This is a genomic window from Actinacidiphila polyblastidii (genome assembly GCF_036353415.1).
GTDB lineage: Bacteria > Actinomycetota > Actinomycetes > Streptomycetales > Streptomycetaceae > Actinacidiphila > Actinacidiphila polyblastidii.
In genome coordinates this window covers 42,935-66,582 of the sequence record NZ_JAZEWV010000038.1, presented here as the reverse complement: position 1 = coordinate 66,582, position 23,648 = coordinate 42,935, and the positions used below count along the sequence as shown (strand labels likewise).

Genomic DNA, 23,648 nt, shown 5'->3' with positions numbered 1-23,648 from the left:
GGGGGGGGGGGGGGGGGGGGGGGGGGGGGGGGGGGGGGGCGGGGGGGGGGGGGGGGGGGGGGGGGGGCCCCCCCCCCCCCCCCCCCCCGCCCATGACCGTCCCGGCCGGTGCCGCGTCCCCCACCGCGACGCCCGCCGGGACACCGTCCGCGGCCCGCCCGCCGGCCGCGCGCGCCGCCGTCACCGCGACGCCGCGGCGCAGCGCGGTGCGGCCCGCGCGGTCCCCGGCCGCGCTGCGACCGCGCGCCGGGACGCGCCTGTTCACCTTCGTCAACCACGTCGACCAGACCCTCTGGCTCGCCGCCGGCGAGCAGACCGCCCAGCCCGCGCTGACCACCACCGGCTGGGTGCTGCCGCCCGGCCGCACCCTGACCGTCCGCGTCCCCGACCACTGGAACGGCCGCTTCTGGGGCCGCACCGGCTGCGCCTTCGACGCGGCGGGCCGCGGCCACTGCGAGACCGGCGACTGCGCGGGCCGCTTCCAGTGCGCCGGATACGGGGTGATCCCGGCCTCGCTCGCGGAGTTCGACCTGAACAGCTGGGACGGCATGGACTTCTACGACGTCAGCCTTGTCGACGGCTCGAACCTGCCGATGTACGTCAACCTCGTCGGAGGCACCACCAAGGACCCGCTGGACGCGGCGGGCTGCTCTGCGGCCGGCTGCACCCGTACGGTCGCCTGCCCGCCCGCGCTCCGGGTCACCGCGGGCGGCCGGGCGGTGGGCTGCGAGTCGCCGTGCGGCGTCTTCGGCACCGACCAGTACTGCTGCCGCGGCCAGTGGGCGCCACGCGACAAGTGCCGGCCCGACCAGTGGCCGGTCGACTACGCGGCCCTGTTCAAGGAGGCCGAGCCGTTCGCGTACTCCTACGTCGACGACGACGCGACCAGCACGTTCACCAGCCGCGGGGAGGCGGGCTACCGGATCACCTTCGGGGTGAGCCCGTAACCGGCCGCCCTACGATTTCCTGTACAGTTGTCCAGGAAGTGCGCGGGCGGACCGCGCGGATGTCCGGGAGGCCCGGTGAACGCCGTCGCGAACGTCCTGGTCGGCGTGGTCGCCGCCGTCCACCTCTCCACGCTGGTGCTGGAGATGTCCCTGTGGCAGGGCCCGCGCGGCCGCGCGCTGCACGGCCTGGACGCCGAGGGCGCCAGGATCACCGCGCTGCTCGCCGCCAACCAGGGCCTCTACAACGGCTTTCTGGCGGCCGGCCTGGTCTGGGGGCTGATCGCCGCCGACCCGGTCGGGTTCCGGGTCACCGTCTTCTTCCTGTGCTGCGTGACGGCCGCCGGGGCGTACGGCGCCGCGACGGCGAACCGTAAGATCCTCTTCGTCCAGTTCGCGCCCGCGGCCGTCGCGCTGGCGGCCGTGCTCGTGGCCGGCTGACGACGCAGGGCCGCACCGACCCCGGGGGCCGCGCCATGAGCCCGAGCAACGCCGATCCGCGCACGCTGCGGACCCGGGCCCGGCTGCGGGCGGCGCTGCTCGACGCGTGCGAGGGGCGCGCCCTCGACGAGGTGAGCCTGTCGGCAGTGGCCCGCGCCGCCGGTGTCGGCCGCGCGACGCTCTACCTGCACTACGACAGCCTGCACGCACTGGCCGTCGACGCCTGCGCCGACATCGTCCGCGAAGGCGTCGACGCGCTGCACGCGTGGACGGGCGCCCCCGCGCCGGGCGAGCCGCCCGCGCCGCTCGCCGACTTCCTCGGCGCGGTCGCCCGGCGCGGCGACCTCTACCGCACCCTGCTGCCGGAGGGCGGCGGCGGACCGCTCGGCGTGCTGCTCCACCGTGAACTGCGCGCCCGCTCCTACGCCGAACGGGTGCGGGCCGGCGCCCCGCACCCCGCCCTGGCCGCCTCCGCCACGGCCGCGACCTTCACCGGTCTGCTCGCGGACTGGCTGCACGGCCAAGTGCCGCTCGACACCGACGGGTTCACCCACCACGTGTGGCGGCTGCTGCTCGCCGTGCACCGTGCGGTGCGCTGACCTCGGGACCGGACGCCGTGCCCGATCCGTGCGCAATCGGCCGATCTCGTCCCGACTCGCCCGAACCGGAACGGACTTGCCGGACCCCGCGGTGGACCGGGGGTGGACCGCGGCGCCCCGCCGCCGGCTGTCGCGGCCTCGCCGAAGCGACGCATCTCACCCGTACGGCCCTGCCACGAACGTGACCTGTGGGACGAAACGGGCGCAAGTGGGGGCTGGGTGCCGCACCTCGCACCGAGGTTTGCGAGGATCGACGTGATGACTGCCGCTCCTTCAGAAGCGCTCACCCAGCGCCAGACCGAAACCAGCCGTGGCCGACGCCGCCACCGGCGGCCTCGCCGTACCGTCCGCCGGGCGATGGTCGCGGCCGCGGCCGGCGTCGCCGGACTCGCGTTGATCGGCGCCGGATACGCCGTCCTCGCCCGGCCCGGCGGCACGGCCGTCGCCGACGACGCCAAGCACGCCGCCGCCGCCGGGCCCGCGGCCCCCGCCGCGACGGCGGGCGCCGGCGCCATGAGCGTCAAGGACCGGCTGCCGACCGCGATACCCGGACTCGGTCCCAGGACGCGGGCCTCCATCCCCGCGGGCAGCCGCCAGGTGCTGGTGGCCTCGGGGAAGGCGAAGAACTCCTCGGACACGCTCGTCACCCTGTGGTCGCGCACCGCCGACGGCCACTGGAAGCCGGGCGCGTCCTGGCCCGCGCACAACGCCCTGCACGGCTGGACCACCAGCCACCACGCGGGCGACCTGCACAGCCCCATCGGGGTCTTCACCCTGCACGACGCCGGCGGGTTCGACGCGAACCCGGGGTCGAAGCTGCCCTACCACCACTCGTCTGCGTTCCATGCGGGCGGTGTCGGCTTCGACGGCGAGCCGCTGGACACGGCGTTCGACTACGTCATCGCCATCGACTACAACCGCGTCGCCGGGCACTCGCCGCTGGACGGCGAGCAGCCGCTCGGGCCGAGCCGCGGCGGGGGCATCTGGATCCACGTCGACCACGGCGGGCCCACCCACGGCTGCGTCAGCGTCGCCGCCGCGCACATGGTCGAACTGCTGCGCACCCTGCGGCCGGCCGACCACCCGGTGATCGTGATGGGCGACCACTCCTCGCTGGCGACCTGAACGCCGGCGCGCCCGCCGTGACTCCCCGAGGGGGTACGGCGGGCGCGGCGCGTGCGGGCGTGCGCGTGGACGTGCGTGCGGACGGAGACGGGTGCGGTGCGCGGGCGGGTGGGCGGAACCGGCGGGATCAGCCGCGCGGCAGCACCGTGGACTGCACGTCCGCCAGTCCCTTCCAGTCGTTGGACGCCACCGTGGCGTGCGCCTTGGCCAGTTGGGCGACCCGGGCGCGGGCGTCGGCGGAGGACGGGTTCACGTCGTCGAGCGCCGGCGGCACGTTCTGCGCGTCGGTCATGAACAGCAGGTAGTGGTGCGTGTCGTACCAGCCGGTGTCGATGCTGCCGTTGAGGTAGGTGGCCGCGTCGCCGTCGAAGGCGACGAACCACGGGCGCAGCGAGGCGTCCGAGTAGCGCGAACGCGGGTCGCCCGCCTGGGCGTTGTGCACCGAGGGGAAGATGTTGGCCTGCGCGGTCTTCCCCTGGGCGTGCAGGTCGCGCAGGTAGCCCGCGTACTCCTGGTCTGTCCAGAGCGTGTCCGTCGGGTTGCTCTCCTCGACGGTCCCCGGGATGACCTCGAGGACGACCTTCCCCGCGAGCTGCCCCCGGCTCGGCCAGTTGCCCGCCGCGGCCGCCTCGTCGAGCGTCGCGTACTGGCCGCCGCCGGGCTTGTTGAGCAGGTCGTTCGGCTTGAAGACCAGGCTGCCGAGGTGCGCGCTGATCGACTGGTCCAGCTTGGCCGCGCTCATCCCGAAGGTGGCCTGGAAGCCGGCCTTCATCTCCAGCTTGATGAACAGCGGCCCGTGCCCCGGGTGGGCGCCGAGCCACACCCGGACGTCGTCCAGGCAGCTCTCCAGGTTCTTGTTCGCCCCGCCGGTGTAGAGCTGCGCGGGCGAGGACGCGTTCACGCAGTTGTTGCTGTTGCCGGTCGGGTTGGAGTGGCTGACCTTCCATTCCTGGGTGAAGAAGTCGTCCCAGACGTCCAGTTCGATCATCGAGGTGCCCGTGTCGAGCGCCTGCGCGAGATACGGGAACGCGGCCGGGTCGTACGTGTTGTGCAGGCCGGACGTGGTGGCGCCGGACAGCGGGAGCGAGTCGCCGTCGGCCGCGGAGGCGCTGACGCCCCCGGGCCCCGCGACGGTGAACGCCAGGCACGCGGTGAGGGCGCCGAGCAGTGCGGTGCGCACGGCGACGCGGGGACGGATCGGAACTCGGCGGGTCAGCGGACCGGTCAACGTGTCCTCCTGTGGGGGATGGCTCTCCGTCAGGACGGTGCCGGGCACGCATGAATCGACGGAGACATGACACGTAACACGACCTGCATTCCTCCTGTCACCTCCGCATCCGGCCTTTCCTCACGCACCAGCGGACACGCTGCGTTCGGCTCGCGGCGACGGGGGCCGGGGCCTCGGGGGGCTCGGGGGGCGTGGGCCCGCGGGCCCACCCGCCCGCGGGTCTTGGCGAGCAGCGGTGCGGTCAGGAGACGCCGAGCAGCCGCAGTACCGCGGTGGTCGCCGCCGCCGCGACCACGACCAGTGCGAACGGGGCCCGCCGCCAGGCGAGCACCCCGCCGACGAGCACGCCGGCCGGGCGCGCGAAGCCCGCGGCGCCGTGGCCCTGGGTCAGCGAGGACGTGGCGACCAGCGCCGAGAGGAGGACCACGACGGCCACGCCCATGCCCTGCTCCACCCGCGGCGACAGCCGCATCCGGGCCTTCAACAGCGGTCCCGCCAGCCGGAAGGCATAGGTCCCCGCGCCCAACACCCCGGTCGCCACGAGCAGGTTCACCGGCCGCCTCCGCCGCGTACGTCCGAAGCCCGTTCCGGGTCCGGGTGCTCGCCGGAGCCCCGGCCCGGGTCCGGGTGCTGAGGCGGGTCGGGGTCGGGGTCGGGCGCCGGCGTCGCCCGGCCGCGTACCCCGAGCGCCACCGCGGCGAGCGCCAGCAGCACCGGCACCCCCGCGGGTACGAACGGCGTGGCGGCCAGCGCGATCGCGGCGCCCGCCGCCGCGGCGGCCCGCGCCGCCGGACGCGCCTGGGCGAGGGAGGGCAGCACGAGCGCGAGCAGCACCGCGGGGAAGGCGGCGTCGAGGCCGAAGGCGTCCGTGTCGCCGACCGCGCGGCCGCCGAAGGCCCCGGCCGCCACGCCCGCGTTCCAGGAGGCGAACAGCCCGGCCCCGCAGCCCCAGTAGGCCAGGCGCCGCCGCCGCGGCTCGTCCTGGGCGAGGGTGAAGGCGACCGTCTCGTCCACCATCAGATGGCTGCCGGCCAGCCGCCGCAGCCATCCGCTGCCGAAGACGTCCCCGACCGCGAAACCGAACGGCACATGCCGCGCGTTGACCAGCAGGCCCGCGACGACCGCCGCCAGCGGATTGCCGCCGGCGCCGACGATGCCGACGAAGATGAACTGCGCGGCCCCCGCGAAGACCACCACCGACAGCAGCATGGGCAGCCACAGCGGGAGCCCGAGCCCCACGCTGATCGCCCCGAAGGAGGCCCCGACCAGGGCGTCGGCGAGGCAGACCAGGGCGATGTCCCGCACCAGGTCCCGTTCCGGGGTCCGCCATATCGAACGCATCGCCGTCTAGAATGAACACGCGAGCGGTCGTTCGTCAAGACGAACGAACGGACTCGTCTGTCGAACGTGAGGCGCTCACGCGGCCACCCGCGCGAGCATGAGGGCGCGGACAGCACGGCGGAACCGGAGGAGACATGGCCACCAACGAGAGCAGCGGCGCCCCCCTCGCCGTCATCGCCGCGTCGCTGCAGCGCGAGCGCCACCGGGTGGGTCTCTCGCTCGCCGAGACCGCCCGGCGCGCCGGCATCGCCAAGTCCACGCTGTCCCAACTGGAGTCCGGCGCCGGCAATCCCAGCATCGAGACCCTCTGGGCGCTCAGCGTCACCCTCGACGTGCCGTTCGCCCACCTCGTCGAACCGCCCCGCCCCCGCGTGCAGGTGATCCGCGCGGGCGAGGGACCGGCCTTCAGCTCGGAACACTCCACCTACGTCGCCACCATGCTCGCCTCCTGCCCGCCGCACGCACGCCGCGACATCTACGCGATCAGCGCGCAGCCCGGCAGCGCGCGCGAGTCGGAACCGCACATGCCCGGCGTGGTCGAGCACGTGGTGCTCAGCACCGGCCGGGCGCTCGTCGGCCTCATCGAGGAGCCCGTCGAACTGCGCCCCGGCGACTACGTGTCCTACCCCGGTGACGTCGCGCACGTCTTCCGCGCCCTGGAGAAGGACACCGTCGCCGTCCTCCTGTCCGAACACCACTGAAGGGCGGCCCCGACGATGCCATCGGCCGAACGACCCCCGCCGCCGGTACGGACCGAACGGGACGGCGCCGTCCACACCGTGGTGCTCTCCCGGCCTGCCGCCCGCAACGCGGTGGACGGCCCCACCGCCGCCCGACTCGCCGCCGCCTTCCGGGAGTTCGACGCAGACGAGACGGCGTCGGCCGCCGTGCTCTGGGGCGAGGGCGGCACCTTCTGCGCCGGCGCCGACCTCAAGGCGATCGGGACCGAGCGCGGCAACCGGGTGGCCGAGGACGGCGACGGACCGATGGGCCCGACCCGGATGCGGCTCGGCAAGCCCGTGATCGCCGCGATCAGCGGCCATGCGGTCGCCGGCGGGCTGGAGTTGGCCGTGTGGTGCGACCTTCGGGTGATGGAGGAGGACGCGGTGCTCGGCGTGTTCTGCCGGCGCTGGGGCGTCCCCCTGGTCGACGGCGGCACGGTCCGGCTGCCCCGGCTGATCGGCGCCGGCCGCGCGATGGACCTGATCCTCACCGGCCGCCCGGTCGGCGCCGCGGAGGCGCTCGCCATCGGCCTGGTGGACCGCGTCGTGCCCCCCGGCGGCGCCCGCGGCGCCGCAGAGCGACTCGCCGCCGAGATCGCCGCGTTCCCCCAGACCTGCCTGCGCCACGACCGGCTGTCCGTTCTCGGGCAACAGGGACTGGACGAAGAGGAGGCGCTGGCGGTCGAGTTGGCCCACGGACGGATCTCGCTCACCGAAGCCGCCGAGGGCGCCGCGCGATTCGCCTCGGGCGCAGGCCGCCACGGCGGCCCGGCGTAGAAGAAGGCTTCCCCGTAAGCGGCGCCTCCAGCCGGGCGGCGGGCGAGGCCAGCCGGCGGCTCCCGGCCGCGCCGTCGCACGTCCTGGCGCCGCGGGGCGCGTCGTGGCGCAGCCCACTGCCCGCGCTGTCGCCGAGGAGATCGTCCGCGACGGGCCGGGACGGCGGGTCGTCCTGGACCGGTCGCTCGATCTGCCGCTCGGTCTGGCCCTCGACCGGCTGCTCGACCTGCCGCTCATCGCCGGGGTGCGGGCCCGGTCCGCCCGGCCGGGGGCGGGCGCGCTGTCGTGCCGCGCGGGGCGACTGCGTCGCGGGGTCCGCGCTGCGGCTGCCGCACGACGACCGGCGCACCCCTGGACGGTCGCGGAGATCGCCGCCCGCGCGGGCGTCTCGCGGAGCGCGCTCGGCCGCCGCCTCACCGACTGGTCGGCGAATCCCCGAGGGCGTACCTCCCCGGCTGGCGGCTGGCGGCCCCGCTGGCCGCGGACCTGCTCCGTGAGCCGCAGGCCACAGTCGCGGCGGTGGTCCGCAGGGCCGGCCACGGGAGCCCGTTCGCGCTCGGCGCCGCGTTCGACCGGGCCCGCGGCGTGAGCCCGCGACAGCCCAGGGAGCGGCGCGGCGGCCCGGAGGGCGGCGGCGCGGCGGCGTCCTGGGACGGGCAGCCGTCCGGTCAGTGGAGCCGGATGGTTCTCCGCGGAACGTTTAGGCTGTCTGCATGAAAGAGTGGGACCTCAGAAAGTTGCAGATCCTCCGCGCACTCCACGAGACCGGTACGGTGACCGCGGCCGCGGCGGCCCTGCGCATGACGCCCTCCGCGGTCTCGCAGCAGCTGGCAGCCCTGTCCAAGCAGACCGGCACCCCGGTCATCGAGGCGCGCGGCCGCGGTGTGCGGCTCACCGGCGCCGCGCACGTCCTGCTCCGCCACGCCGAGGTCGTCTTCGCCCAGCTCGAACGGGCCGGCGCGGAACTCGACGGCTACGCCCGCGGCACCGCGGGCCTGGTCACGGTCGGCACCATCGCGACCGCCATCTCCCGCCTCGTCGTCCCGGCCGCCGCCCTGCTGCGCCGCGACGCGCCGGGGATCACCCTGTCCGTCCGCGAGACCGAGGCGGCCGAGGTCTACGAGGAGCTGGCCGCGGGCGAGGTGGACCTGGCGGTGTCGCTGGCGGTGGACGCGCCCACCGCCCGCGACCCCCGGTTCGTGCTGTTCCCGCTGCTCGCGGACCCGCTGGACGTGGCGCTGCCGCCCGGCCATCCGATGGCGGACGTGCCGGGGCTGCGGCTCTCCCGGCTCGCCGAGGAGGCGTGGATCTTCGGCAGCCGCGGCCCCTGGCGCGACATCACGCTGGCCGCCTGCGCCGACGCGGGCTTCGTGCCCGAGCAGGCGCACGCGGCGGCGGACTGGCCGGCCATCTTCTCCCTGGTCGCCGCGGGAATGGGCATCGCGCTGGTGCCGCGGATGGCGACCTCGGGCGGGCTGCGCCGCGAGGTGGCGGTCCGGCCGCTCGACGTGGACCGCCCGCGCCGCCGGATCGTGGGCGCGGTACGCGGCGGCGCGGAGGACTCCCCGCTGCTGCGGCGCACGATGGACGCGCTGCGGCAAGCCGCGGACCTCGATCCGACCGTGCAGCGCAGCTGAACGATTGCTTCAGTAAGTTTCGATGGACGTGAAGGGTGGGGGTGGCCGAGAGTGGAGCCATGACACGAGACGAGGCAGCAGACGAGGTACGCGGCGACGTGCGTCATGGGTGGTCACACGATGCGGCACACGGTGAGACAGACGCTGAGGCACGCGATGACGTGGGGGGCGGCGCGGAGGGCTCCGTGGCAGACGGCGAGCCCGCCTTCACCGCGCTGACCTCCTTCACCGGCGACGCCCTGCCCTATGCGGGGGGGAATCCGTACGCCGACTACCGCCGCGGCGAGCTGCCGTTCGGCACGCTGGCCGATCTGGCCGACCGCCGGCTGGGCGCCGGAGTGGTCGCGGCGAACGACGAGTTCTTCGCCGAGCGCGAGAACCTTCTGCGGGCCGGGCCCGCGGTCTTCGACCCCGAGCGCTTCGGCCACAAGGGCAAGGTCATGGACGGCTGGGAGACCCGCCGCAGGCGCGGGGCGTCCGCCGAGGTGCCGCACCCCGGGGAGACCGACCACGACTGGGCGCTGGTGCGGCTGGGCGCTCCCGGGGTCATCCGCGGCATCGTCGTCGACACCGCCCACTTCCGCGGAAACTACCCGCAGGCCGTCTCCCTCGAGGCGACCAGCCACTCCCTGTCCGCGGCGCCCGAAGACCTGCTCGACCCCTCGGTGGAGTGGACCCGGCTCGTCCCGCGCACCGCCGTCGGCGGCCACGCAGAGAACGCCTTCGCCATCCACGTCGAGCGCCGCTTCACCCACCTGCGGCTGCGCCAGCACCCCGACGGCGGCGTCGCCCGCCTGCGGGTCTACGGAGACGTGGCGCCCGATCCCGGCTGGCTCACCGAGCTGGACACCTTCGACCTGGTCGCGCTGGAGAACGGCGGCACCGTGGAGGACGCCTCCGACCGCTTCTACTCCCCACCGGAGCACACCATCCTGCCCGGCCGCTCCCAGAAGATGGACGACGGGTGGGAGACCCGCCGCCGCCGCGACTCCGGCAACGACTGGATCCGCTACCGCCTGGTGGAGCAGGGCGTGATCCGCGCCGTGGAGATCGACACGGCGTACCTCAAGGGCAACTCCGCGGGCTGGGCGTCCCTCTCGGTGCGGGACGGCGCGGACGGCGCATGGACCCGGCTGCTCCCCAGGGTCCGCCTCCAGCCCGACACGGTGCACCGCTTCCTGGTCAACCCGATACCGGCCACCCACGTGCGGATCGACATCTTCCCCGACGGCGGCATCTCCCGCCTGCGGCTGCACGGTTCGCTCACCAAGGAGGGCGCGGCGCGTCTGACCGAGCGCACCGAGGCGCTCGGCTGACCCCAGGCGGGCAGCGCCGCTAGGACCTGTCGAGAACCGTCGCCGCCCAGGCCGTCAGGTGTTCGAACAGCCCGATGCGGCGCCGCATGACGGTGCTGTCGTCCCCTCCGACGTCATAGGAGGGCGAGCCGACACCGGTACCCGAGGCCAGGCGAGCCAGCATCAGGGGAGCGAGCCAGGTGTACTTGGCGGCGCCCGCCGCAGCAACACGGCGGCGCAGATCGTCCTCGTCCGTACGCCGGCCGGCGTCCCGCAGCCCGGCCAGGTAGCCGGCGGTGACCGCCTCCGAGATCTCCGCCAGTTGCTCGGTCGGCATCAGGCCGTCCGCCACGCAGTCCGGGATGAGGTTGGCGATGTCCTCCCCGACGCCGCCCTCGCCGACGAACGCCCAGTCCAGCAGGACGGTACGGGCCGGCCCTGCCGCGCCGTCGGCCGCGATCAGGTTGAGTGGCCACACATCCAGATGGCACAGCGTCCGCGGCCCGGACTCGGCCGCAGAAAGGAGACGGTCACGCTGCTCCCACATACGGCGGAGCGCACCGCGCAGGGCTTCGGGCCACACCGCGACGGCGGTGGGGTGGTCCCAGGGGACCGGTCCGGTCGGCGCCTTGCCCTCCACGTACTGCCGCAGCCAGCGGCGGGACAGCCAGGGACGATCAGGGAGCCGCTCGGTCCACGGCGCCTGCGCGACGCCGAGGGCGTGGCCGAACGCCGCCAGCCGGTGCACCGGCCAGCGGGCACCGGTCAGGCCCGAGACATCCTCCAACCACAGGTCGAACGAGCCGCCGGAGTGCTCCTCGCAGGTCAGCAGGCGGGGGCAGTCGATGCCGGCGGCGGCGTAGGCGGTCGACGCGAGGCCGTCGCGGTAGGCGAGGGCCTCACGCGGCCCGTACGACCAGTGCCACGGGTCGGCCGCGCTCGTCCCGGTGCCCGCACCGCCGGGACCGCAGCGCTTGAGTACGGCGCTGCCCGCGGGACCGGTGACCCGCCACACGCCGCCGGTCCGCAGGCTCAGCTGGCTGTGCGTCAGGCGGGTGAAGCTCCGGTCGGCAGGACTCGCCGCGCCCAGCGCGGCCGCGACGGACACAGGAACGGCCGCCGGCTCGGACCCGTCGCTCTCGGCGGCGGGTCCGGCGGCGGCCGCGCCCGCGGTCACTGCACGCCGAACTGCTTCAGCAGATCGGTCCTGTCGAACATGATGGCCGTGTCGATGGCGGACGGAGCCCCGGCGGAGGGATCGGCGCCGCCCTCGATCAGGGCGTCGATCACGTCCTGGGCGCTCTTGAACACCGCGCCCGCAAGCGGGGTCTGGCTCTGTTCGTTGGCTCGGTTCGGGTCGGCGCCGCGCTGGAGCAACACCTTCACGCTGTCGGTGTGGCCGTGGTAGGCGGCGAGCATGAGGAGGGTGTCACCGCGGTCGTTGGTGAAATCGACCGGCACCCCCGCGTCGATGTAGGCGGCGAGCCGGTCGGTGTCACCGGTCCGAGCGAAGTCGAAGGCCTGGTCGGCGAGCTGGAGGAGTTCCGGGTCGTGCCCGGGCTCGTCGGCGCCGGAGGGGTTCGTGGGGTCGGGCGTGGACTCGGTCATGAGTCCAGCCTACGCAGGACAGGGGCCGTTGAAGAAGGAGATCACGACGCGCCGCGTCGGTCCGTTGCCGACGCGGACGTCCAGGGGGACGCACGCGCGGCCGTCGCCGGCGACGAAGAAGCCGCCGTAGAAGGAGGTGACCGAGGCGGGGCAGCCGTGGAAGGTGACGGCAGGGGCGGGGGTGTTGCCGTATCCGCCGCCGAACTCCAGCCCGGCGCGGGCACGCTCCTCGGCGCCGACCGTCACGGTGACCACCGCGTCGCCGGTGACCGCGGGGCCCGCCCGGTAGTGCCAGCCGCCGGAGTTGGCGACGCCGTGCGCCTGCTGGTCACCGGTCGCCAGACCCCGCAGGCCGCGCCAGGTCAGCGGGCCGACGGTGACATCGCCGAGGTCCGCGCCGAGGCCGGTGCCGGCCGCGGACCCGGCCGTCGCCGGTGGCGACCCGGAGCCCCTGGCGGAAGGCGAGGAGGAGGCGGGGGAGGGCGGGAGGGAAGCAGACCCCGGCGAGTCCGCAAGCGGCGTCCCGGCGCGTCCCGTGGTGGCGGCGGTGCCGTCGACGCAGTCGACCGGGCGGGGATGTTCGATGCTGCCGATCGGCGGTGGTGCGGCGCCGGACAGCGCGGGCTCTGCGGGTGCCGGGTCGCCGTGGGCGCCGAGCGTGCACCCGGCCAGTAACGCGAGCGTCCCACACACCACAGCGGCCGCACGGAACTCTCGACCTGACATGGGCATCACCCCTTCGTCAGGACGGTACGTGCTCAGCCCAGCGGGGGCCAGACCACGAGTTGCCGTACCAGCTCCGCGTCGCCGGTCAGCCGCAGGGCGGGGCCGTCCGCCGGGGTGCGCCGGTAGAGGGCGAGCAGCAGATCGCTCGCCGTCCCCGCCACCGTGGCGCCCGCGCCCGGACCCTCTCCGGGGCCGCCGCGCACCGCCGAGGCCCCGGTGGAGTCCAGGATCAGCGTCCAGGCCGGACCCTCGTCGCTGACCAGCGCGACCCGGGCGGGGGAGTGCGGCCAGCCGTCCATCGACCCGAACCCGACGTGCAGGAACTCGTCCAGCGCGTCCACCGCCAGGTGCGGTGGCAGCGCCTCCGCGGCGCCCGCGGCCTCCTGGGCGTCACGCGCGTGCACCGCCGACTCCTGCACCTGGTGGCGGGCGACCGTGCCCGCCGTGGCGGGGTTGCCCGACTCCGCCCACCAGGTCCAGCACCCGGCGTCCGGTCCCGCCGTGCGCAGCGCGTCCAGCAGCACCGTGGTCGACTTCTCGGACCAGTCGAGGAGTTCGGGCGACACGACGTCCGCGGCCGTGGCGTCGCCGGCCGCGGCACTGCCGGCCGGCGGCCGGTGGGCGGGGACGGACTCCTCACCCGGCGGCCGCAGCGCGGGGCCCGCCGCCACCGTGGCCGCCCAGAACCGCTGCACCCCGCCCAGGTGCGCCACCAGGTCGGGCACCGCCCAGTCCGGGCAGCCCGGAACGCGCGCCAGCGCACCGGCCGCGTCCGCCGCCAGGCGCAGCGCGGCGGAGCGCTCCTCGATCAGCTCGAGCCAGTCCGCGAAATCCGGCCAGGGGAAGTGCGAAGTCGTCATGGTGTCCGTTCTAGCAGCGGTCACTGACAACCCTCTGGCGGCCGGACCGGGAAACCTGTTCCATGGTCATCGGACGGCCGCCGCATCCGAGGGCGGCCACACGTGCAAGAAGAGGTGGCCTTGGCTACGACCGTGCGACGTACCGTGGTGAGCATCCCCGCCGCCTCCCTCGGCGCCGAGAACCCGCTGCCCGCGCTGCGTCCCCTCGACGAGCCGCCCCGTCTCGACGCCGGCGACCGGGCGCGGCTCCCCGCCGACATGGCACGGCAGCTGGGGTACGCGCCGCTGCGCTCGCTGCTGCCGGTGCGGCTGCGTGACGGCTACCGCCGCGAGCGGGTGCCCGCCGAGCTGGACGCCGTCGTCATCGAGAACGACCGGCTGCGCGCCACCGTGCTGCCCGGCCTCGGCGGCCGCCTGTACTCCCTGGTCCACAAGCCGGCCGGGCGGGAACTGCTGTACCGCAACCCGGTGTTCCAGCCCGCGAACCTGGCGCTGGCCGACGCGTGGTTCTCCGGCGGCGTCGAGTGGAACCTCGGCGCGACCGGCCACGCCGCCCACACCTGCGCGCCGCTGCACGCGGCCCGGGTGGCCGCGCCGGACGGCGGCGAGATGCTGCGGCTGTGGGAGTGGGAGCGGCTGCGCGACCTGCCGTTCCAGCTCGACATGTGGCTGCCGGAGGACTCGGACTTCCTCTACGTCGGCGTCCGGGTGCGCAATCCGCACGACCGCACCGTCCCCGCCTACTGGTGGTCCAACATCGCGGTCCCCGAGGCCCCGGACACCCGCGTCCTGGCGCCCGCCGACTCCGCCTGGCACTTCGACTACACCGCCGCGCTGACCCGGGTCCCGGTGCCGCGCCCCGGCGGCGGCGCCGACATCAGCTACACCACGCGGTCCGAGCACGCCGCCGACTACTTCTTCGAGATCGAGGACGACGACCGGCGCTGGGTGACCGCCCTCGACGGCGACGGCCACGGCCTGGTCCAGACGTCGACCGACACGCTGCGCGGCCGCAAGCTGTTCCTGTGGGGCCAGGGCCGCGGCGGCCGGCGCTGGCAGGAGTGGCTCACCGCGCCCGGCACCGGCGGCTACCTGGAGATCCAGGCGGGGCTGGCGCGCACCCAGCTGGAGCACATCCCGATGGCCGCCGACTCCGACTTCAGCTGGCTGGAGGCGTACGGTCCGCTGCACGCCGACCCGGCGGCCGTGCACGGCGGCGACTGGCAGGACGCCCGCGGCGCGGCCGCCGCCGCGCTGGAGGCCGCGCTGCCGAGAGCGGACGTGGAGGCCGCCTACGCGGCCTGGCTGCCGTACGCGGACGCCGAACCCAAGGAGGTGCTCGCGGCGGGCAGCGGCTGGGGCGCGCTCGAAGCCGAGCGGGGCCACCACCGGCTGCCGGGCACCCCGTTCCCGGCCATCGGGCTCGGTGAGGCCCAGAAGCCGTGGATCGAGCTGCTGCTCGCGGGGGTGTTCCCGCGCCCCGTCGCGGGCGCCGCACCCGGCCCCGCCCTGGTCTCCCCGCAGTGGCGCGACCTGCTGGAGTCCGCGGACACCTACCCGGGCAACGAGTGGTTCCTCGACTACCACCTCGGCATCGCGCAGTGGGCGGCGGGCGACCGCGCCCAGGCGGTGCGCAGCTGGGAGCGCTCGGTCGCCGCGCACACCTCGCCGTGGGCGCTGCGGGCGCTGGCCGTCGCCGAGGCCGAGTCGGGCGAGGCGCAGCGCGCCGCCGACCGCTACCTGGAGGCGTTCGAGCAGCTGGGCGGCTGGGGCCTGACCGTACGCGAGGGGCGCGCCGCGCACCGCGCCCTGGTGCTCGAAGCGGTTCCCGCGCTGCTCGCCGCGGGCCGTCCCGCCGACGCCGACCGGCTGCTCGCGCGGCCCGCGCCCGGTGACGACGCGGCCCCTGAGGACGGCCGGTTCCGGCTGCTGCGTGCCGCCACCGCCCTCGCCCAGGGTGAACCGGCGCGCGCCCGCGGCCACTTCGACGCCGGCTTCACCGTCGACAACCTGCGCGAGGGCGACGAGACGCTCAGCGACACCTGGTACGCGGTCGCCGAGCAGCTCCTCGCGGACGGCGGCCCGGTCACCGAGTCGGTCCGTGAACGGGCCCGCGCCGAGGACCCGTTGCCCGCGGCCTACGACTTCCGGATGCGCCCGGAGACGTAGCCGGCAGACGCCGGCGGCCCCGTGGTCCTGTGCCGAGCAGCGCCGCCAGTTCCGGTTCCGACAGGTCGCCGGGGCGGCGGCGCTCGCGGGCGAAGAGGTTGGCGGCGCGCTGGAGTCGCTCGTTGACGGGCGTGGGCACCCCGGTCCGCCGGCCCAGCAGCACGATCTCACCGTTGAAGTAGTCCGACTCGATCGAACCGGTGCCCCGCACCAGGCTCTGCCACGACGAACCGCCGCCCCGCGTCTCGCCCTTGACCGGCCGCACCTCCACCCGGTCGCCGCGCACCCTGGCCTGTTCCTCGGCGCTGACATGGTCGATGCCGGCCGCGTCCAGCACCGCGACCCCCTCCGCACGGGCCCGCGCGGCCAGTTCGCCGCGCGTGCCGGAGTCCGTCGCCGGGCCGCACACGGCCTCGACGGCGTTGCCGAGGTTCGACAGCAGCTTCGCGTACTTCCACGCCATCACCTGGTCCGAGACGGGCGCCGCGAACCCGGAGGCCTCCAGGTCGGCCGCGATCCGCCGGACCGTCGCGTCGGAGCCCGCCGGAACACGGCCGAGGTGCAGGATGCCGGTCAGCGGCGCGCACGGCGCCCGCACCACACCCGGCTCCAGATAGGTGGCGGGCAACCACACGCACATCCCGTAGACGTCGCGGAAGCGGCGCAGCGCCAGCCGCTCGTTCTCGACCGCGTTCTGCGCGCACACCACGGCGGGGTGGTCGCCGTGTCCCGCCCAGGCGTCGAGCGCGGCCGCGGTGTCCTGGGTCTTCACCGCCAGCACCAGCACGTCGTCCGGCCGCGCCGTGACACCGTCCGGCCCCTCGGCCACCGGGACCGGCAACACCCGGTCGCCGTCGGGGAGTTCCAGGCGCAGTCCGTGCTCGCGCAGCGCCTTCGCGTGGGCGCCGCGCGCGACCAGTACGACCTCGTGCCCGGCGTCGTGAAGCCGCCCGCCGATGGCGCCGCCGATCGCGCCCGCTCCGATGACGATGTATCGCATCCCCGCAGCCTCGCACACCACCCCGCACGCCATCCCGGACACTGCCCCGGACGCCCCGCGCCCGCCGTCCCCCCCGCCCGGCACGCCACCGGGCCGCGGCGGGTCCGGCCGGGCCCGCCGCGGCCCACTCCAGCCCAGCTCAGCCCGCGCCTTCCCGCCCGGCCGGCCGGGCGGGGACTTTTCCGCCCTGTGGCGCATGGGACGCGAGGGGCTGGGTACGCGCGGGGTTCAGCGACCACCCGGAATTCCGCCCCTGACCACCGACCGGCCCGAGCAGCAGCCGCGGCGAGAGGAACCCCAGCGATGACCGACATCAACTCGAACGGTGCCCAGCCCCCGGCCCAGCGCGCCCTGCACGAGATCGCCCACGGCAGCGAGAACGTCATCGCGCTCAGCACCCTCGCCGTCAGCGACGTCCTGCTGCCGGTGCCCGCCGCGGACGACTACCCCGACGGGGGCCCGGAGGGCGGCGAGCTGCCGCGGGAGATCCAGCTGCCGGTCTACGAGCAGGAGGACGGCCGGCAGCTCGTGCCGGTCTTCACCTCCGAGACGCGGATGGCCGAGGCGCTGCCGTCCACCCGCCGCTACCGGCTGGTCCAGCTCGCCGCGCTGAGCGGCGCCTGGCCGTCGGACGATCTGATCCTCTCGATCGACACCGGCAGCGCCGACGCGCTGAGCATCTCGGGCGAGGGCGTGAAGGCCCTGGCCGGCCTCATCGGCGGCAACTGACCCCGCCACGTCGAAGCGGCCCGGGGCGATCCCGCCCCGGGCCGCGCGGCGCAGCCGCCGCGGATCGCTCAGCCTCCGAACGGCTCAGCTGCGGTAGACCCGCAGCCCGCCCGGCACCTTGTCGAGCAGCAGCTCGCCCGGCGCGGGCGCCACCTCTCCGTCGTACGCGAGGTGCACGCCGCTGCTCCGCTCACCCGGACTCGTCGCCCCCGCGCCGCCGCGTGCGCCGTCGTCGTCCGCCGTGGCGGCGGCGCCCGGGATGCGGATGCGCATCCGCGGCACCTCCGCCGTCGTCCAGGTCGGCGAGCGGGTGATCAGGCCGGTCAGCGTCGAGCCGAGCAGCCGGGTACGGGCGAACGGGCCGCCGCCCACTATCCGCACGTCCAGCAGCCCGTCGGCCAGGTCGCGGCGGCGCATCGGCGCCGGGCCCCAACTGGAGTAACGGCAGTTGCCGGCGAAAAGCAGCCACACCGGGCGGGTCCTGCCGCCGATCTCCACGTCCACCGGTTCGCAGGTGCGCAGCACGTGCACGGCCGCCAGCACGCTCGCCGGCCAGCTGCCGACCCGACGCGACCAGCGCTCCCTGACCCGCACCAGATCGGGGTAGGCGCCGATACTGAAGGTGTTGAGGAAGGGCGCGGACGTGCCGTCGGCCGGATCGGTGCGGCGGGCCACGTCGACCGTGGAGGCACGCCCGGCCAGGACCGCGGCGGCCGTGTCCTCGACCGTCTTCAGCCCCAGGTCCAGCGCGAAGTGGTTGCGGGTGCCGCCGGGGAAGACGGCCAGCGGCAGCCCGTGCCGCAGCGCGACCGCCGCCGCGTGGCAGACCGTGCCGTCGCCGCCGCACACGCCGAGCGCGCCGTTCTCCTCCACCGCCGACCTCGCGGCCTTCTCCAGCAGCTCGGCCAGGTCGTCGTCCTCGGTCCGCTCGGTCACCGCCGCGCCCGGCAGCGCGGCGCGGATCCTGGCCACCGGCGGGGTCAGCAGCGGCGGCGGCCCGGAAGCCGCGTTGACGACCACGTGCAGGCCGGCGCCGTCCTCGCTCAGGTCGGGCACCTCGGCGGCCGGGCCGTGCTCCGGGCGCCGGCTCGGCGGCGGCAGCACCGCCCGCACCACCAGCGCGGCGCCCACGCCCAGCGCGCAGCCCACCACGACGTCGCTCGGATAGTGGACGCCGGTGTAGACGCGCGAGAAGGCGACGCTCGCCGCGACCGGCGCGATCACCGCCCCCCAGCCGGCGGACTCCAGCGCCGCGCCCGCGGCGAAGGCGGCGGCCGAGGCGGCGTGCCCCGAGGGGAAGGAGGAGCTGACGGGCTGCCGCTGCACCTGGCGGATGAGCGGCACCGCGTCGAGCAGCGGCCGCGAACGGCGGACCGCGCCCTTGCCGACGGTGTTCACCGTCAGCGAGGCCACGGCCAGCGAACCGAGGCCGCGCAGAGCGGCCCTGCGGCCGTCCCTGCCGCCGTACGTGGCCATGCCTGCGGCCACCGCGAACCACAGCCGGCCGTGGTTGGCGGCCTGGCTCAGCTTCGGCAGCACGGGCTCCGCGCCGGGCCAGTTCCGGCCGGCCACCTTGGCGAACAGCGCCCGGTCCCAGCCCTTCCAGGGGTATGTCATGACGGGCGGTTACCCGCGCCCGGCCGCCACAAGCACCGCTGTACGCTCCCCGGGTGAGCACCGAAGAGCCCGCCGGCCGGCGGCCTGCCCCGGAACTGGTGATCTTCGACTGCGACGGAGTGCTCGTCGACAGCGAGAAGATCGCGGTGAAGATCGACGCGAGGATGCTCGCGGACCTGGGCTGGCCGATGCCGGAGGAGGAGGTCGTCGAGCGCTTCGTCGGCCGCTCCTACGCGGACATGGCCGCGGCGATCGAGCAGCACCTCGGGCGGCCGCTCGCGCCGGACTGGGACACGCCGTACCGGGCGCTGTACCGGGAGGCGTTCGAGCGCGAACTCACCGCCGTCGACGGCGTGGTGGAGGCGCTCGACGCCCTCGACGCGGTCCCGCTGCCGATGTGCGTGGCCTCCAGCACCTCCCCCTCCGGGCTGCGCCACACCCTCGGCCTCACCGGCCTGTACGGGCGCTTCGAGGGCCGCGTCTTCAGCGCCGCCGAGGTCCCCCGCGGCAAGCCCGCCCCCGACCTCTTCCTGCACGCCGCCCGCACCCTCGGGGTGGCCCCCGAGCGCTGCGCCGTCGTCGAGGACAGCCGCTACGGCGTCGAGGCGGCCCGCGCCGCCGGCATGCACGCCTTCGGCTACGCGGGCGGCCTCACCCCCGCCGCTTGGCTCGAAGGCCCGTCCACCACCGTCTTCCACGACATGCGCGCCCTCCCCGCCCTCCTCGGCTGACCCGCCCGCATCACCCCTCCCCACCCGTCCCATCCCTCCCCGCGCGCCGGGGCGCGGGCCGCCGCCGGCCGCGAGGTCGAGTCGCACGGGGTGGGCGGAGAGGAGACAGTGGCGGGATGGGGGACTCCTGGGAAGGCGAGGTCACCGTGGCGAATGTGCTGAGGCCGGAGCCGGGACTGGCCGTGCCGGCGTACTGGGCCGCGTCCCTGGACCCGGCGGCGGAGGCCGAGCCGCCGGGCGGGGGGAGCCGGCTGCTGACCGCGGCGGCCGGGTACTGGGCGCGGCGCGGGCTGCCCGGGGACACCCGGCACGTGCTCGCCGCTCCCGGCGCCGAGTCGCTGCTGCTCGCGCTGCTCGCCGCCAGCGAGGGCGACCCGGTGCTGGCCAGGCCCGCCGCGGCCTGGCAGGGCCCGGTGGCCCGGCTGCTGGGCCGGCGGGTGCACACCGTGCCGACGCCCCCCGAGGGCGGCGGCGTCCCCGACCCGTTCGCGCTGCTGGAGACGGTCCGGCGGGCCCGCGCGCACGGCGCCGACCCGCGGCTGCTGGTGCTCTCCGCGGTGGACGACCCGAGCGGCACCGTCACCGCCCCCGAGCTGCTGCACGAGACGTGCGAGGCCGCCGCGGAGGCGGGCCTGCTGATCGTCTCCGACGAGACGTACTCCGACACGCTGCACCACCACGGCACCGTGCTGCTCAGCCCCGCCGAGATGCTGCCCGACCACACCGTGGTGCTCACCGACCTCGGCGCGACACTGGTGCCCGCGGCGGTGCCCGCCGCGCTCGCCCGCTTCCCCGGGACCGCGCACGGCACCGCGTGGCGGGAGCGCACCGCCGAGGTGCTCGCGGCGCTGCGCGCCGTGCTCCCGGGCCCGGTGGCCGCCGCGACCGCCCACGTGCTCGGCGAACCGCCGGAGGTCGCCGAGCACAGCGCCGCCGCGAACCGGCTGCACGCCAGGGTCTCCGCCGCGGTCCACCGCGCGGTGACCGAGACGGGCGCCTGGTGCCGGCCGCCCAAGGCGGGCTTCCAGCTCTACCCCGACCTCGGCGTGCACGGCCTGACCGCCGCCGCGGCCGAGGAGCAGCTGACCGCCGCGCTCGGCCGCCCGGTGCTCGGCGGCCACCGGTTCGGCGACGACCCGCACGAGCCCCGGGTCCGTGTCGACACCGGCGTCCTGCACGGCGCCACCGAGACCGAACGGCGTACCGCGCTGGCTGCCGCCGATCCGCTCGCGGTCCCGCACATCGCGGCCGGACTCGCCGCGCTGACCTCGGCTTTCGCCGCGCTGACCGGCACCGCGGAGCTGGACGGGCCGGCCGGAACAGGATCGCGGGGCCGGCCGGCCTGACTTACCTTCGGGAAACGCGGACCGTCTCCGTCCCCGCACGGCGGCCGCGGCCGAAGTCGCGGTGCCCGTTGCCGCGCCCGCGGAGCAAGGGAGCCGTGATGACCAAACCGTGCGAGCGCACCCTCTCCGGGCTCCGCCCGCTGGGGGAGCAGCGCGACTGGCCTCGTTCCTTCGCCGACCGGCTCACCGCACAGCTGCCGGTGACGGGCCTGGGCGACCTCGTACGGATCGTCAGGGAGTGCGCGGTGCGGCCGCCCGCGCACACGCTCAAGGACGTGCGGCTGCTGCCGGTCGAGCCGGCGCCGCTGCCGCGGGTGCGGCCCGGCGCGGTGGCCGCCAGCTGGGCCGGGCACGCCAGCTGGGTGCTGCGGATCGGCGGTCTCACGGTGCTCACCGACCCGGTGTGGTCCCGCCGCATCCCGGGCACCCCGGCCCGCGTCACGCCGGTGGGCGTGCCCTGGGCGGCGCTGCCGCCGGTCGACGCGGTGGTGATCAGCCACAACCACTACGACCATCTGGACGCGCCGACCCTCAAGCGGCTGCCGCGGACCACCGCCTGCTTCGTGCCGGCGGGTCTGGCGGGCTGGTTCAGGCGCCGCGGGTTCACCCGGGTGACCGAACTGGACTGGTGGGAGGCGGCGGAGTTCCGCGGTGTCCGCTTCGACTTCGTGCCGGCCCACCACTGGAGCCGGCGCACCCTCACCGACTGCTGCCGGTCGCTGTGGGGCGGCTGGGTGCTCGCCGACCGGTCGGGCCACCGGGTGTACTTCGCCGGCGACACCGGCTACGGCCGCTGCTTCGCCGACATCGGCCGCGCCCACCCCGGGATCGATCTGGCGCTGCTGCCGATCGGGGCGTACGCGCCGCGCCGGATGCTGCGCTCGGTGCACACCGACCCGGAGGAGGCGGTGCAGGCGTTCCGCGACCTCGGCGCCGCGGCGATGGCGCCGATGCACTGGGCGACGTTCCTGCTGTCCGGCGAGCCGCCGCTGGAGCCGATCACCCGGCTGCGCGCGGCGTGGGCCGCCGCCGGACTGCCGCGCGCGGCCCTGTGGGACCTGCCCGTGGGAGGCTCGCGGGTGCTGTGACCGGCCCCCCGCGCCGCCACCGACGGCTCGGGGGCGCCGCCCGTGCCGCCTACCGCGGCGCCTCGTGCGGCGGCGCCTTCCTGAGGTGCCGCAGCACCGTCGGGCCTGCGGCGATGGCGAAGGTCAGGCCGACCGCGAGGGCCACGCCCTGCCAGGGCTCGGGGAAGAGCGAGCCGCCGAGGACGCCGATCAGCTGGTACGCCGCCGCCCAGGCCAGGCACGCCACCACGTCGCCGCGCGCGAAACGCCGCATCGGCATCTCCGCGAGCAGGCACGCGACCATGACCGGCAGCCGGCCCGCGGGGATCAGCCGGGAGAGCACGAGCACCGTCGCGCCGTGCTCGTCCAGCTGCCGCTGCGCCCGGTCCAGGGTGCTGTCGTCGACCCGGTCCTGGAGCCGGTGCAGCCAGCGCGACCCGTTGCGGGACCGCACCCCGCGCATCCCCAGCCAGTACAGGGCGATGTCGCCGAGGAAGGCGGCGAAGGCCGCCACCGCGAAGACGTACACCGTCGACAGCGGATCGCTCTGGTGGAACGCCACCACGCCCGCGCCGGACACCAGCGCGCCGGTCGGCACGACGGGTATCAGCGAGCCGAGCGCCACCAGCAGGAAGAGCGTCGGATAGCCGATCGCCTGCCGGGCGCCCTGCGCCGGCGGCGGGTGGGCGGCGGCCGACGCCAGGATGCCGATCACCCGGCGCTCTCCCGTCCCGCGCCCGCGACCAGCACGCTCTGCCCGTGCTCCAGCCGGTGCACCGTCGTGCCGGGCGCCAGGTCCGCCGCGATCCGCGCGAACTCCTCGCCCGGGGTGTGGAACTCGTCCGGCCGCACCGCGTCCATGCCGATCGGCCAGTACGTGCCGTAGTGCACCGGGACGGCCGCGCGCGGGGCGAGTTCGGCGAGCACCCGGGCGGCGCGGGCGGCGTCCAGGTGGCCGTGGCCGAGGAAGGGTCCCCAGCCGCCGACCGGCAGCAGCGCGATGTCGCACGGCCCGACCGCGTCGGCCATGCCGTCGAACACCCCGGTGTCGCCGGCGAAGTAGGTGCGCGCCTCGCCGGCGAGCACGAACCCGAGCGCCTGCACCCGCTGCGGCCCGAACGGCAGCCGCCGTCCGTCGTGCGCCGCGGGCACCGCGCGGATCGTCAGCTCGCCGAACTCCCGGGTGTCGCCCGCCGCCAGCTCCTCCAGGCGCAGCCGGGAGGCGAGCCGCCGCAAGGACGGCACCGCCGCCCGCGCGCCGCGCGGCAGCAGCACCACCGTGCCCTCGGCCAGCCGCGCCAGCGAGCCCACGTGCAGGTGGTCGGCGTGCAGATGGGACACCAGCACCACGTCGGCGCGGGCCGCGTCCGGCGGCGGCAGGGCGCCGCGCCGCCTGCGCAGGTGGGCCAGCCGCCGCGCGAACAGCGGGTCGGTGAGCACCCGCACCCCGGAGTCCCGCACGGTCACCGTGGCATGCCCCCACCACGTGATCTCCACCGCCACCGCGCCCCTGCCTTCCGTCGCCCGCACCGGGCTCTTCCGCACCGCCCGAGCGGGCCCCCGTCGTGGGGCGCCGCGTGCCGGTCCGCAGGTCCGAGCGTATGCCCAACCGTGATCGGGACATGCCGCCCGGTGTGGCAGGGTGGGGAGGTGCCTCAGCCGGGAGTGAGTCGGAGACGGGCCGCG

24 protein-coding genes and 1 pseudogene are annotated in these 23,648 nt (G+C 75.8%); 14 read left to right on the top strand and 11 right to left on the bottom strand.

Annotated features, from left to right (window positions below; translation table 11 throughout):
- Positions 1 to 92: 92 nt before the first annotated feature.
- The 4 genes from V2S66_RS29355 (at position 93) to V2S66_RS29340 (ending at position 3,109) form a co-directional block, all read left to right on the top strand.
- Positions 93 to 947: a thaumatin family protein gene (locus V2S66_RS29355; protein ID WP_330799763.1), complete on the top strand. Its 855-nt coding sequence runs from the start codon at positions 93 to 95 to the stop codon at positions 945 to 947.
- Positions 948 to 1,022: 75 nt separating this feature from the next.
- Positions 1,023 to 1,385 (top strand): DUF1304 domain-containing protein, encoded by a 363-nt coding sequence (locus V2S66_RS29350; protein WP_330799762.1) that lies wholly within the window; start codon positions 1,023 to 1,025, stop codon positions 1,383 to 1,385.
- Positions 1,386 to 1,420: 35 nt separating this feature from the next.
- Positions 1,421 to 1,984, top strand: coding sequence for a TetR family transcriptional regulator (locus tag V2S66_RS29345; RefSeq protein WP_330799761.1), 564 nt, complete (start codon positions 1,421 to 1,423; stop codon positions 1,982 to 1,984).
- Between the two features lie 357 nt (positions 1,985 to 2,341).
- Positions 2,342 to 3,109 (top strand): L,D-transpeptidase family protein, encoded by a 768-nt coding sequence (locus V2S66_RS29340; RefSeq protein WP_330799760.1) that lies wholly within the window; start codon positions 2,342 to 2,344, stop codon positions 3,107 to 3,109.
- A 127-nt stretch (positions 3,110 to 3,236) separates the two neighbouring features.
- On the opposite strand, the gene V2S66_RS29335 is transcribed toward V2S66_RS29340, so the two are convergent.
- From V2S66_RS29335 to V2S66_RS29325, 3 genes are all read right to left on the bottom strand, one after another.
- Positions 3,237 to 4,337: a phosphatidylinositol-specific phospholipase C domain-containing protein gene (locus V2S66_RS29335; RefSeq protein ID WP_330799759.1), complete on the bottom strand. Its 1,101-nt coding sequence runs from the start codon at positions 4,335 to 4,337 to the stop codon at positions 3,237 to 3,239.
- Positions 4,338 to 4,578: 241 nt separating this feature from the next.
- Entirely contained in the window at positions 4,579 to 4,890 is a 312-nt protein-coding gene (locus tag V2S66_RS29330; RefSeq protein WP_330799758.1) for an AzlD domain-containing protein, read from the bottom strand.
- On the bottom strand, positions 4,887 to 5,678 hold the full coding sequence (locus V2S66_RS29325) for an AzlC family ABC transporter permease (RefSeq protein ID WP_330799757.1): 792 nt from the start codon (positions 5,676 to 5,678) through the stop codon (positions 4,887 to 4,889). The genes V2S66_RS29330 and V2S66_RS29325 overlap by 4 nt, the downstream gene beginning before the upstream one ends.
- Before the next feature lie 134 nt (positions 5,679 to 5,812).
- Between V2S66_RS29325 and V2S66_RS29320 the strand changes: the two genes are divergently transcribed.
- The 5 genes and pseudogenes from V2S66_RS29320 to alc all read left to right on the top strand — a co-directional run bounded on the left by V2S66_RS29320 (position 5,813) and on the right by alc (position 10,130).
- The gene (locus V2S66_RS29320; RefSeq protein WP_330799756.1) at positions 5,813 to 6,379 is read left to right on the top strand and encodes a helix-turn-helix domain-containing protein; all 567 of its coding nucleotides are present in this window, start codon (positions 5,813 to 5,815) and stop codon (positions 6,377 to 6,379) included.
- A 15-nt stretch (positions 6,380 to 6,394) separates the two neighbouring features.
- A complete protein-coding gene (locus V2S66_RS29315) occupies positions 6,395 to 7,177 on the top strand; it encodes a crotonase/enoyl-CoA hydratase family protein (RefSeq protein WP_330799755.1) in 783 nt (260 codons plus the stop codon).
- Between the two features lie 41 nt (positions 7,178 to 7,218).
- A pseudogene (locus tag V2S66_RS34660) lies at positions 7,219 to 7,894 on the top strand (helix-turn-helix transcriptional regulator); the annotation flags it as partial.
- Positions 7,891 to 8,814: a LysR family transcriptional regulator gene (locus V2S66_RS29310; RefSeq protein WP_330799754.1), complete on the top strand. Its 924-nt coding sequence runs from the start codon at positions 7,891 to 7,893 to the stop codon at positions 8,812 to 8,814. The pseudogene V2S66_RS34660 and the gene V2S66_RS29310, both read left to right, overlap by 4 nt.
- 185 nt (positions 8,815 to 8,999) lie before the next feature.
- Positions 9,000 to 10,130 carry an allantoicase gene (gene alc, locus V2S66_RS29305; RefSeq protein WP_330799753.1) on the top strand — a complete coding sequence of 377 codons (1,131 nt, stop codon included), beginning with the start codon at positions 9,000 to 9,002 and terminating at the stop codon, positions 10,128 to 10,130.
- A gap of 19 nt (positions 10,131 to 10,149) precedes the next feature.
- Here the strand turns inward: alc and V2S66_RS29300 are convergent, their stop codons facing one another.
- From V2S66_RS29300 to V2S66_RS29285, 4 genes are read right to left on the bottom strand one after another with little or no spacing between them, the layout of a single operon-like run.
- Entirely contained in the window at positions 10,150 to 11,286 is a 1,137-nt protein-coding gene (locus V2S66_RS29300; RefSeq protein WP_330799752.1) for a hypothetical protein, read from the bottom strand.
- Positions 11,283 to 11,717 (bottom strand): ankyrin repeat domain-containing protein, encoded by a 435-nt coding sequence (locus tag V2S66_RS29295; RefSeq protein ID WP_330799751.1) that lies wholly within the window; start codon positions 11,715 to 11,717, stop codon positions 11,283 to 11,285. Before V2S66_RS29295 ends, V2S66_RS29300 begins: the two co-directional genes overlap by 4 nt.
- 9 nt (positions 11,718 to 11,726) lie before the next feature.
- Positions 11,727 to 12,443, bottom strand: a complete 717-nt coding sequence (locus tag V2S66_RS29290) for a hypothetical protein (RefSeq protein ID WP_330799750.1) — start codon at positions 12,441 to 12,443, stop codon at positions 11,727 to 11,729.
- 32 nt (positions 12,444 to 12,475) lie between these two features.
- Complete coding sequence (locus V2S66_RS29285) at positions 12,476 to 13,303, bottom strand: maleylpyruvate isomerase family mycothiol-dependent enzyme (protein ID WP_330799749.1); 828 nt, start codon at positions 13,301 to 13,303, stop codon at positions 12,476 to 12,478.
- Positions 13,304 to 13,423: 120 nt separating this feature from the next.
- On the opposite strand from V2S66_RS29285, the gene V2S66_RS29280 reads away from it, so the two are divergent.
- Complete coding sequence (locus V2S66_RS29280) at positions 13,424 to 15,472, top strand: DUF5107 domain-containing protein (RefSeq protein ID WP_330799748.1); 2,049 nt, start codon at positions 13,424 to 13,426, stop codon at positions 15,470 to 15,472.
- On the opposite strand, the gene V2S66_RS29275 is transcribed toward V2S66_RS29280, so the two are convergent.
- Positions 15,390 to 16,472 carry a ketopantoate reductase family protein gene (locus V2S66_RS29275; protein ID WP_330799747.1) on the bottom strand — a complete coding sequence of 361 codons (1,083 nt, stop codon included), beginning with the start codon at positions 16,470 to 16,472 and terminating at the stop codon, positions 15,390 to 15,392. The genes V2S66_RS29280 and V2S66_RS29275 overlap by 83 nt on opposite strands.
- Positions 16,473 to 16,775: 303 nt before the next feature.
- Between V2S66_RS29275 and V2S66_RS29270 the strand changes: the two genes are divergently transcribed.
- Positions 16,776 to 17,201, top strand: a complete 426-nt coding sequence (locus V2S66_RS29270) for an SseB family protein (RefSeq protein ID WP_330799746.1) — start codon at positions 16,776 to 16,778, stop codon at positions 17,199 to 17,201.
- 84 nt (positions 17,202 to 17,285) lie between these two features.
- Here the strand turns inward: V2S66_RS29270 and V2S66_RS29265 are convergent, their stop codons facing one another.
- Positions 17,286 to 18,818, bottom strand: coding sequence for a bifunctional phosphatase PAP2/diacylglycerol kinase family protein (locus V2S66_RS29265; RefSeq protein ID WP_330799745.1), 1,533 nt, complete (start codon positions 18,816 to 18,818; stop codon positions 17,286 to 17,288).
- Between the two features lie 53 nt (positions 18,819 to 18,871).
- Between V2S66_RS29265 and V2S66_RS29260 the strand changes: the two genes are divergently transcribed.
- From V2S66_RS29260 to V2S66_RS29250, 3 genes are all read left to right on the top strand, one after another.
- Positions 18,872 to 19,549, top strand: a complete 678-nt coding sequence (locus V2S66_RS29260; RefSeq protein ID WP_330799744.1) for an HAD family hydrolase — start codon at positions 18,872 to 18,874, stop codon at positions 19,547 to 19,549.
- Positions 19,550 to 19,665: 116 nt separating this feature from the next.
- Entirely contained in the window at positions 19,666 to 20,895 is a 1,230-nt protein-coding gene (locus V2S66_RS29255; RefSeq protein WP_330799743.1) for an aminotransferase class I/II-fold pyridoxal phosphate-dependent enzyme, read from the top strand.
- Positions 20,896 to 20,993: 98 nt separating this feature from the next.
- Positions 20,994 to 21,983 carry an MBL fold metallo-hydrolase gene (locus tag V2S66_RS29250; protein ID WP_330799742.1) on the top strand — a complete coding sequence of 330 codons (990 nt, stop codon included), beginning with the start codon at positions 20,994 to 20,996 and terminating at the stop codon, positions 21,981 to 21,983.
- Positions 21,984 to 22,032: 49 nt separating this feature from the next.
- Here V2S66_RS29250 and V2S66_RS29245 read toward each other — a convergent pair whose 3' ends face one another.
- Both V2S66_RS29245 and V2S66_RS29240 read right to left on the bottom strand, forming a co-directional pair.
- Positions 22,033 to 22,677: a DedA family protein gene (locus V2S66_RS29245; RefSeq protein ID WP_330799741.1), complete on the bottom strand. Its 645-nt coding sequence runs from the start codon at positions 22,675 to 22,677 to the stop codon at positions 22,033 to 22,035.
- A complete protein-coding gene (locus V2S66_RS29240; RefSeq protein WP_330799766.1) occupies positions 22,674 to 23,465 on the bottom strand; it encodes an MBL fold metallo-hydrolase in 792 nt (263 codons plus the stop codon). The genes V2S66_RS29245 and V2S66_RS29240 overlap by 4 nt, the downstream gene beginning before the upstream one ends.
- Positions 23,466 to 23,648: the final 183 nt, after the last annotated feature.

Bases quoted from the DNA above. Each gene is read 5' to 3' on its own strand.
- V2S66_RS29265 (WP_330799745.1), bottom strand. From the start codon at position 18,818: ATGACATACCCCTGGAAGGGCTGGGACCGGGCGCTGTTCGCCAAGGTG.
- V2S66_RS29295 (WP_330799751.1), bottom strand. From the start codon at position 11,717: ATGACCGAGTCCACGCCCGACCCCACGAACCCCTCCGGCGCCGACGAG.
- V2S66_RS29320 (WP_330799756.1), top strand. From the start codon at position 5,813: ATGGCCACCAACGAGAGCAGCGGCGCCCCCCTCGCCGTCATCGCCGCG.
- V2S66_RS29325 (WP_330799757.1), bottom strand. From the start codon at position 5,678: ATGCGTTCGATATGGCGGACCCCGGAACGGGACCTGGTGCGGGACATC.
- V2S66_RS29250 (WP_330799742.1), top strand. From the start codon at position 20,994: ATGACCAAACCGTGCGAGCGCACCCTCTCCGGGCTCCGCCCGCTGGGG.
- V2S66_RS29290 (WP_330799750.1), bottom strand. From the start codon at position 12,443: ATGTCAGGTCGAGAGTTCCGTGCGGCCGCTGTGGTGTGTGGGACGCTC.
- V2S66_RS29255 (WP_330799743.1), top strand. From the start codon at position 19,666: ATGGGGGACTCCTGGGAAGGCGAGGTCACCGTGGCGAATGTGCTGAGG.
- V2S66_RS29355 (WP_330799763.1), top strand. From the start codon at position 93: ATGACCGTCCCGGCCGGTGCCGCGTCCCCCACCGCGACGCCCGCCGGG.
- V2S66_RS29275 (WP_330799747.1), bottom strand. From the start codon at position 16,472: ATGCGATACATCGTCATCGGAGCGGGCGCGATCGGCGGCGCCATCGGC.
- V2S66_RS29340 (WP_330799760.1), top strand. From the start codon at position 2,342: ATGGTCGCGGCCGCGGCCGGCGTCGCCGGACTCGCGTTGATCGGCGCC.
- V2S66_RS29315 (WP_330799755.1), top strand. From the start codon at position 6,395: ATGCCATCGGCCGAACGACCCCCGCCGCCGGTACGGACCGAACGGGAC.
- V2S66_RS29310 (WP_330799754.1), top strand. From the start codon at position 7,891: ATGAAAGAGTGGGACCTCAGAAAGTTGCAGATCCTCCGCGCACTCCAC.
- V2S66_RS29270 (WP_330799746.1), top strand. From the start codon at position 16,776: ATGACCGACATCAACTCGAACGGTGCCCAGCCCCCGGCCCAGCGCGCC.
- V2S66_RS29345 (WP_330799761.1), top strand. From the start codon at position 1,421: ATGAGCCCGAGCAACGCCGATCCGCGCACGCTGCGGACCCGGGCCCGG.
- V2S66_RS29285 (WP_330799749.1), bottom strand. From the start codon at position 13,303: ATGACGACTTCGCACTTCCCCTGGCCGGATTTCGCGGACTGGCTCGAG.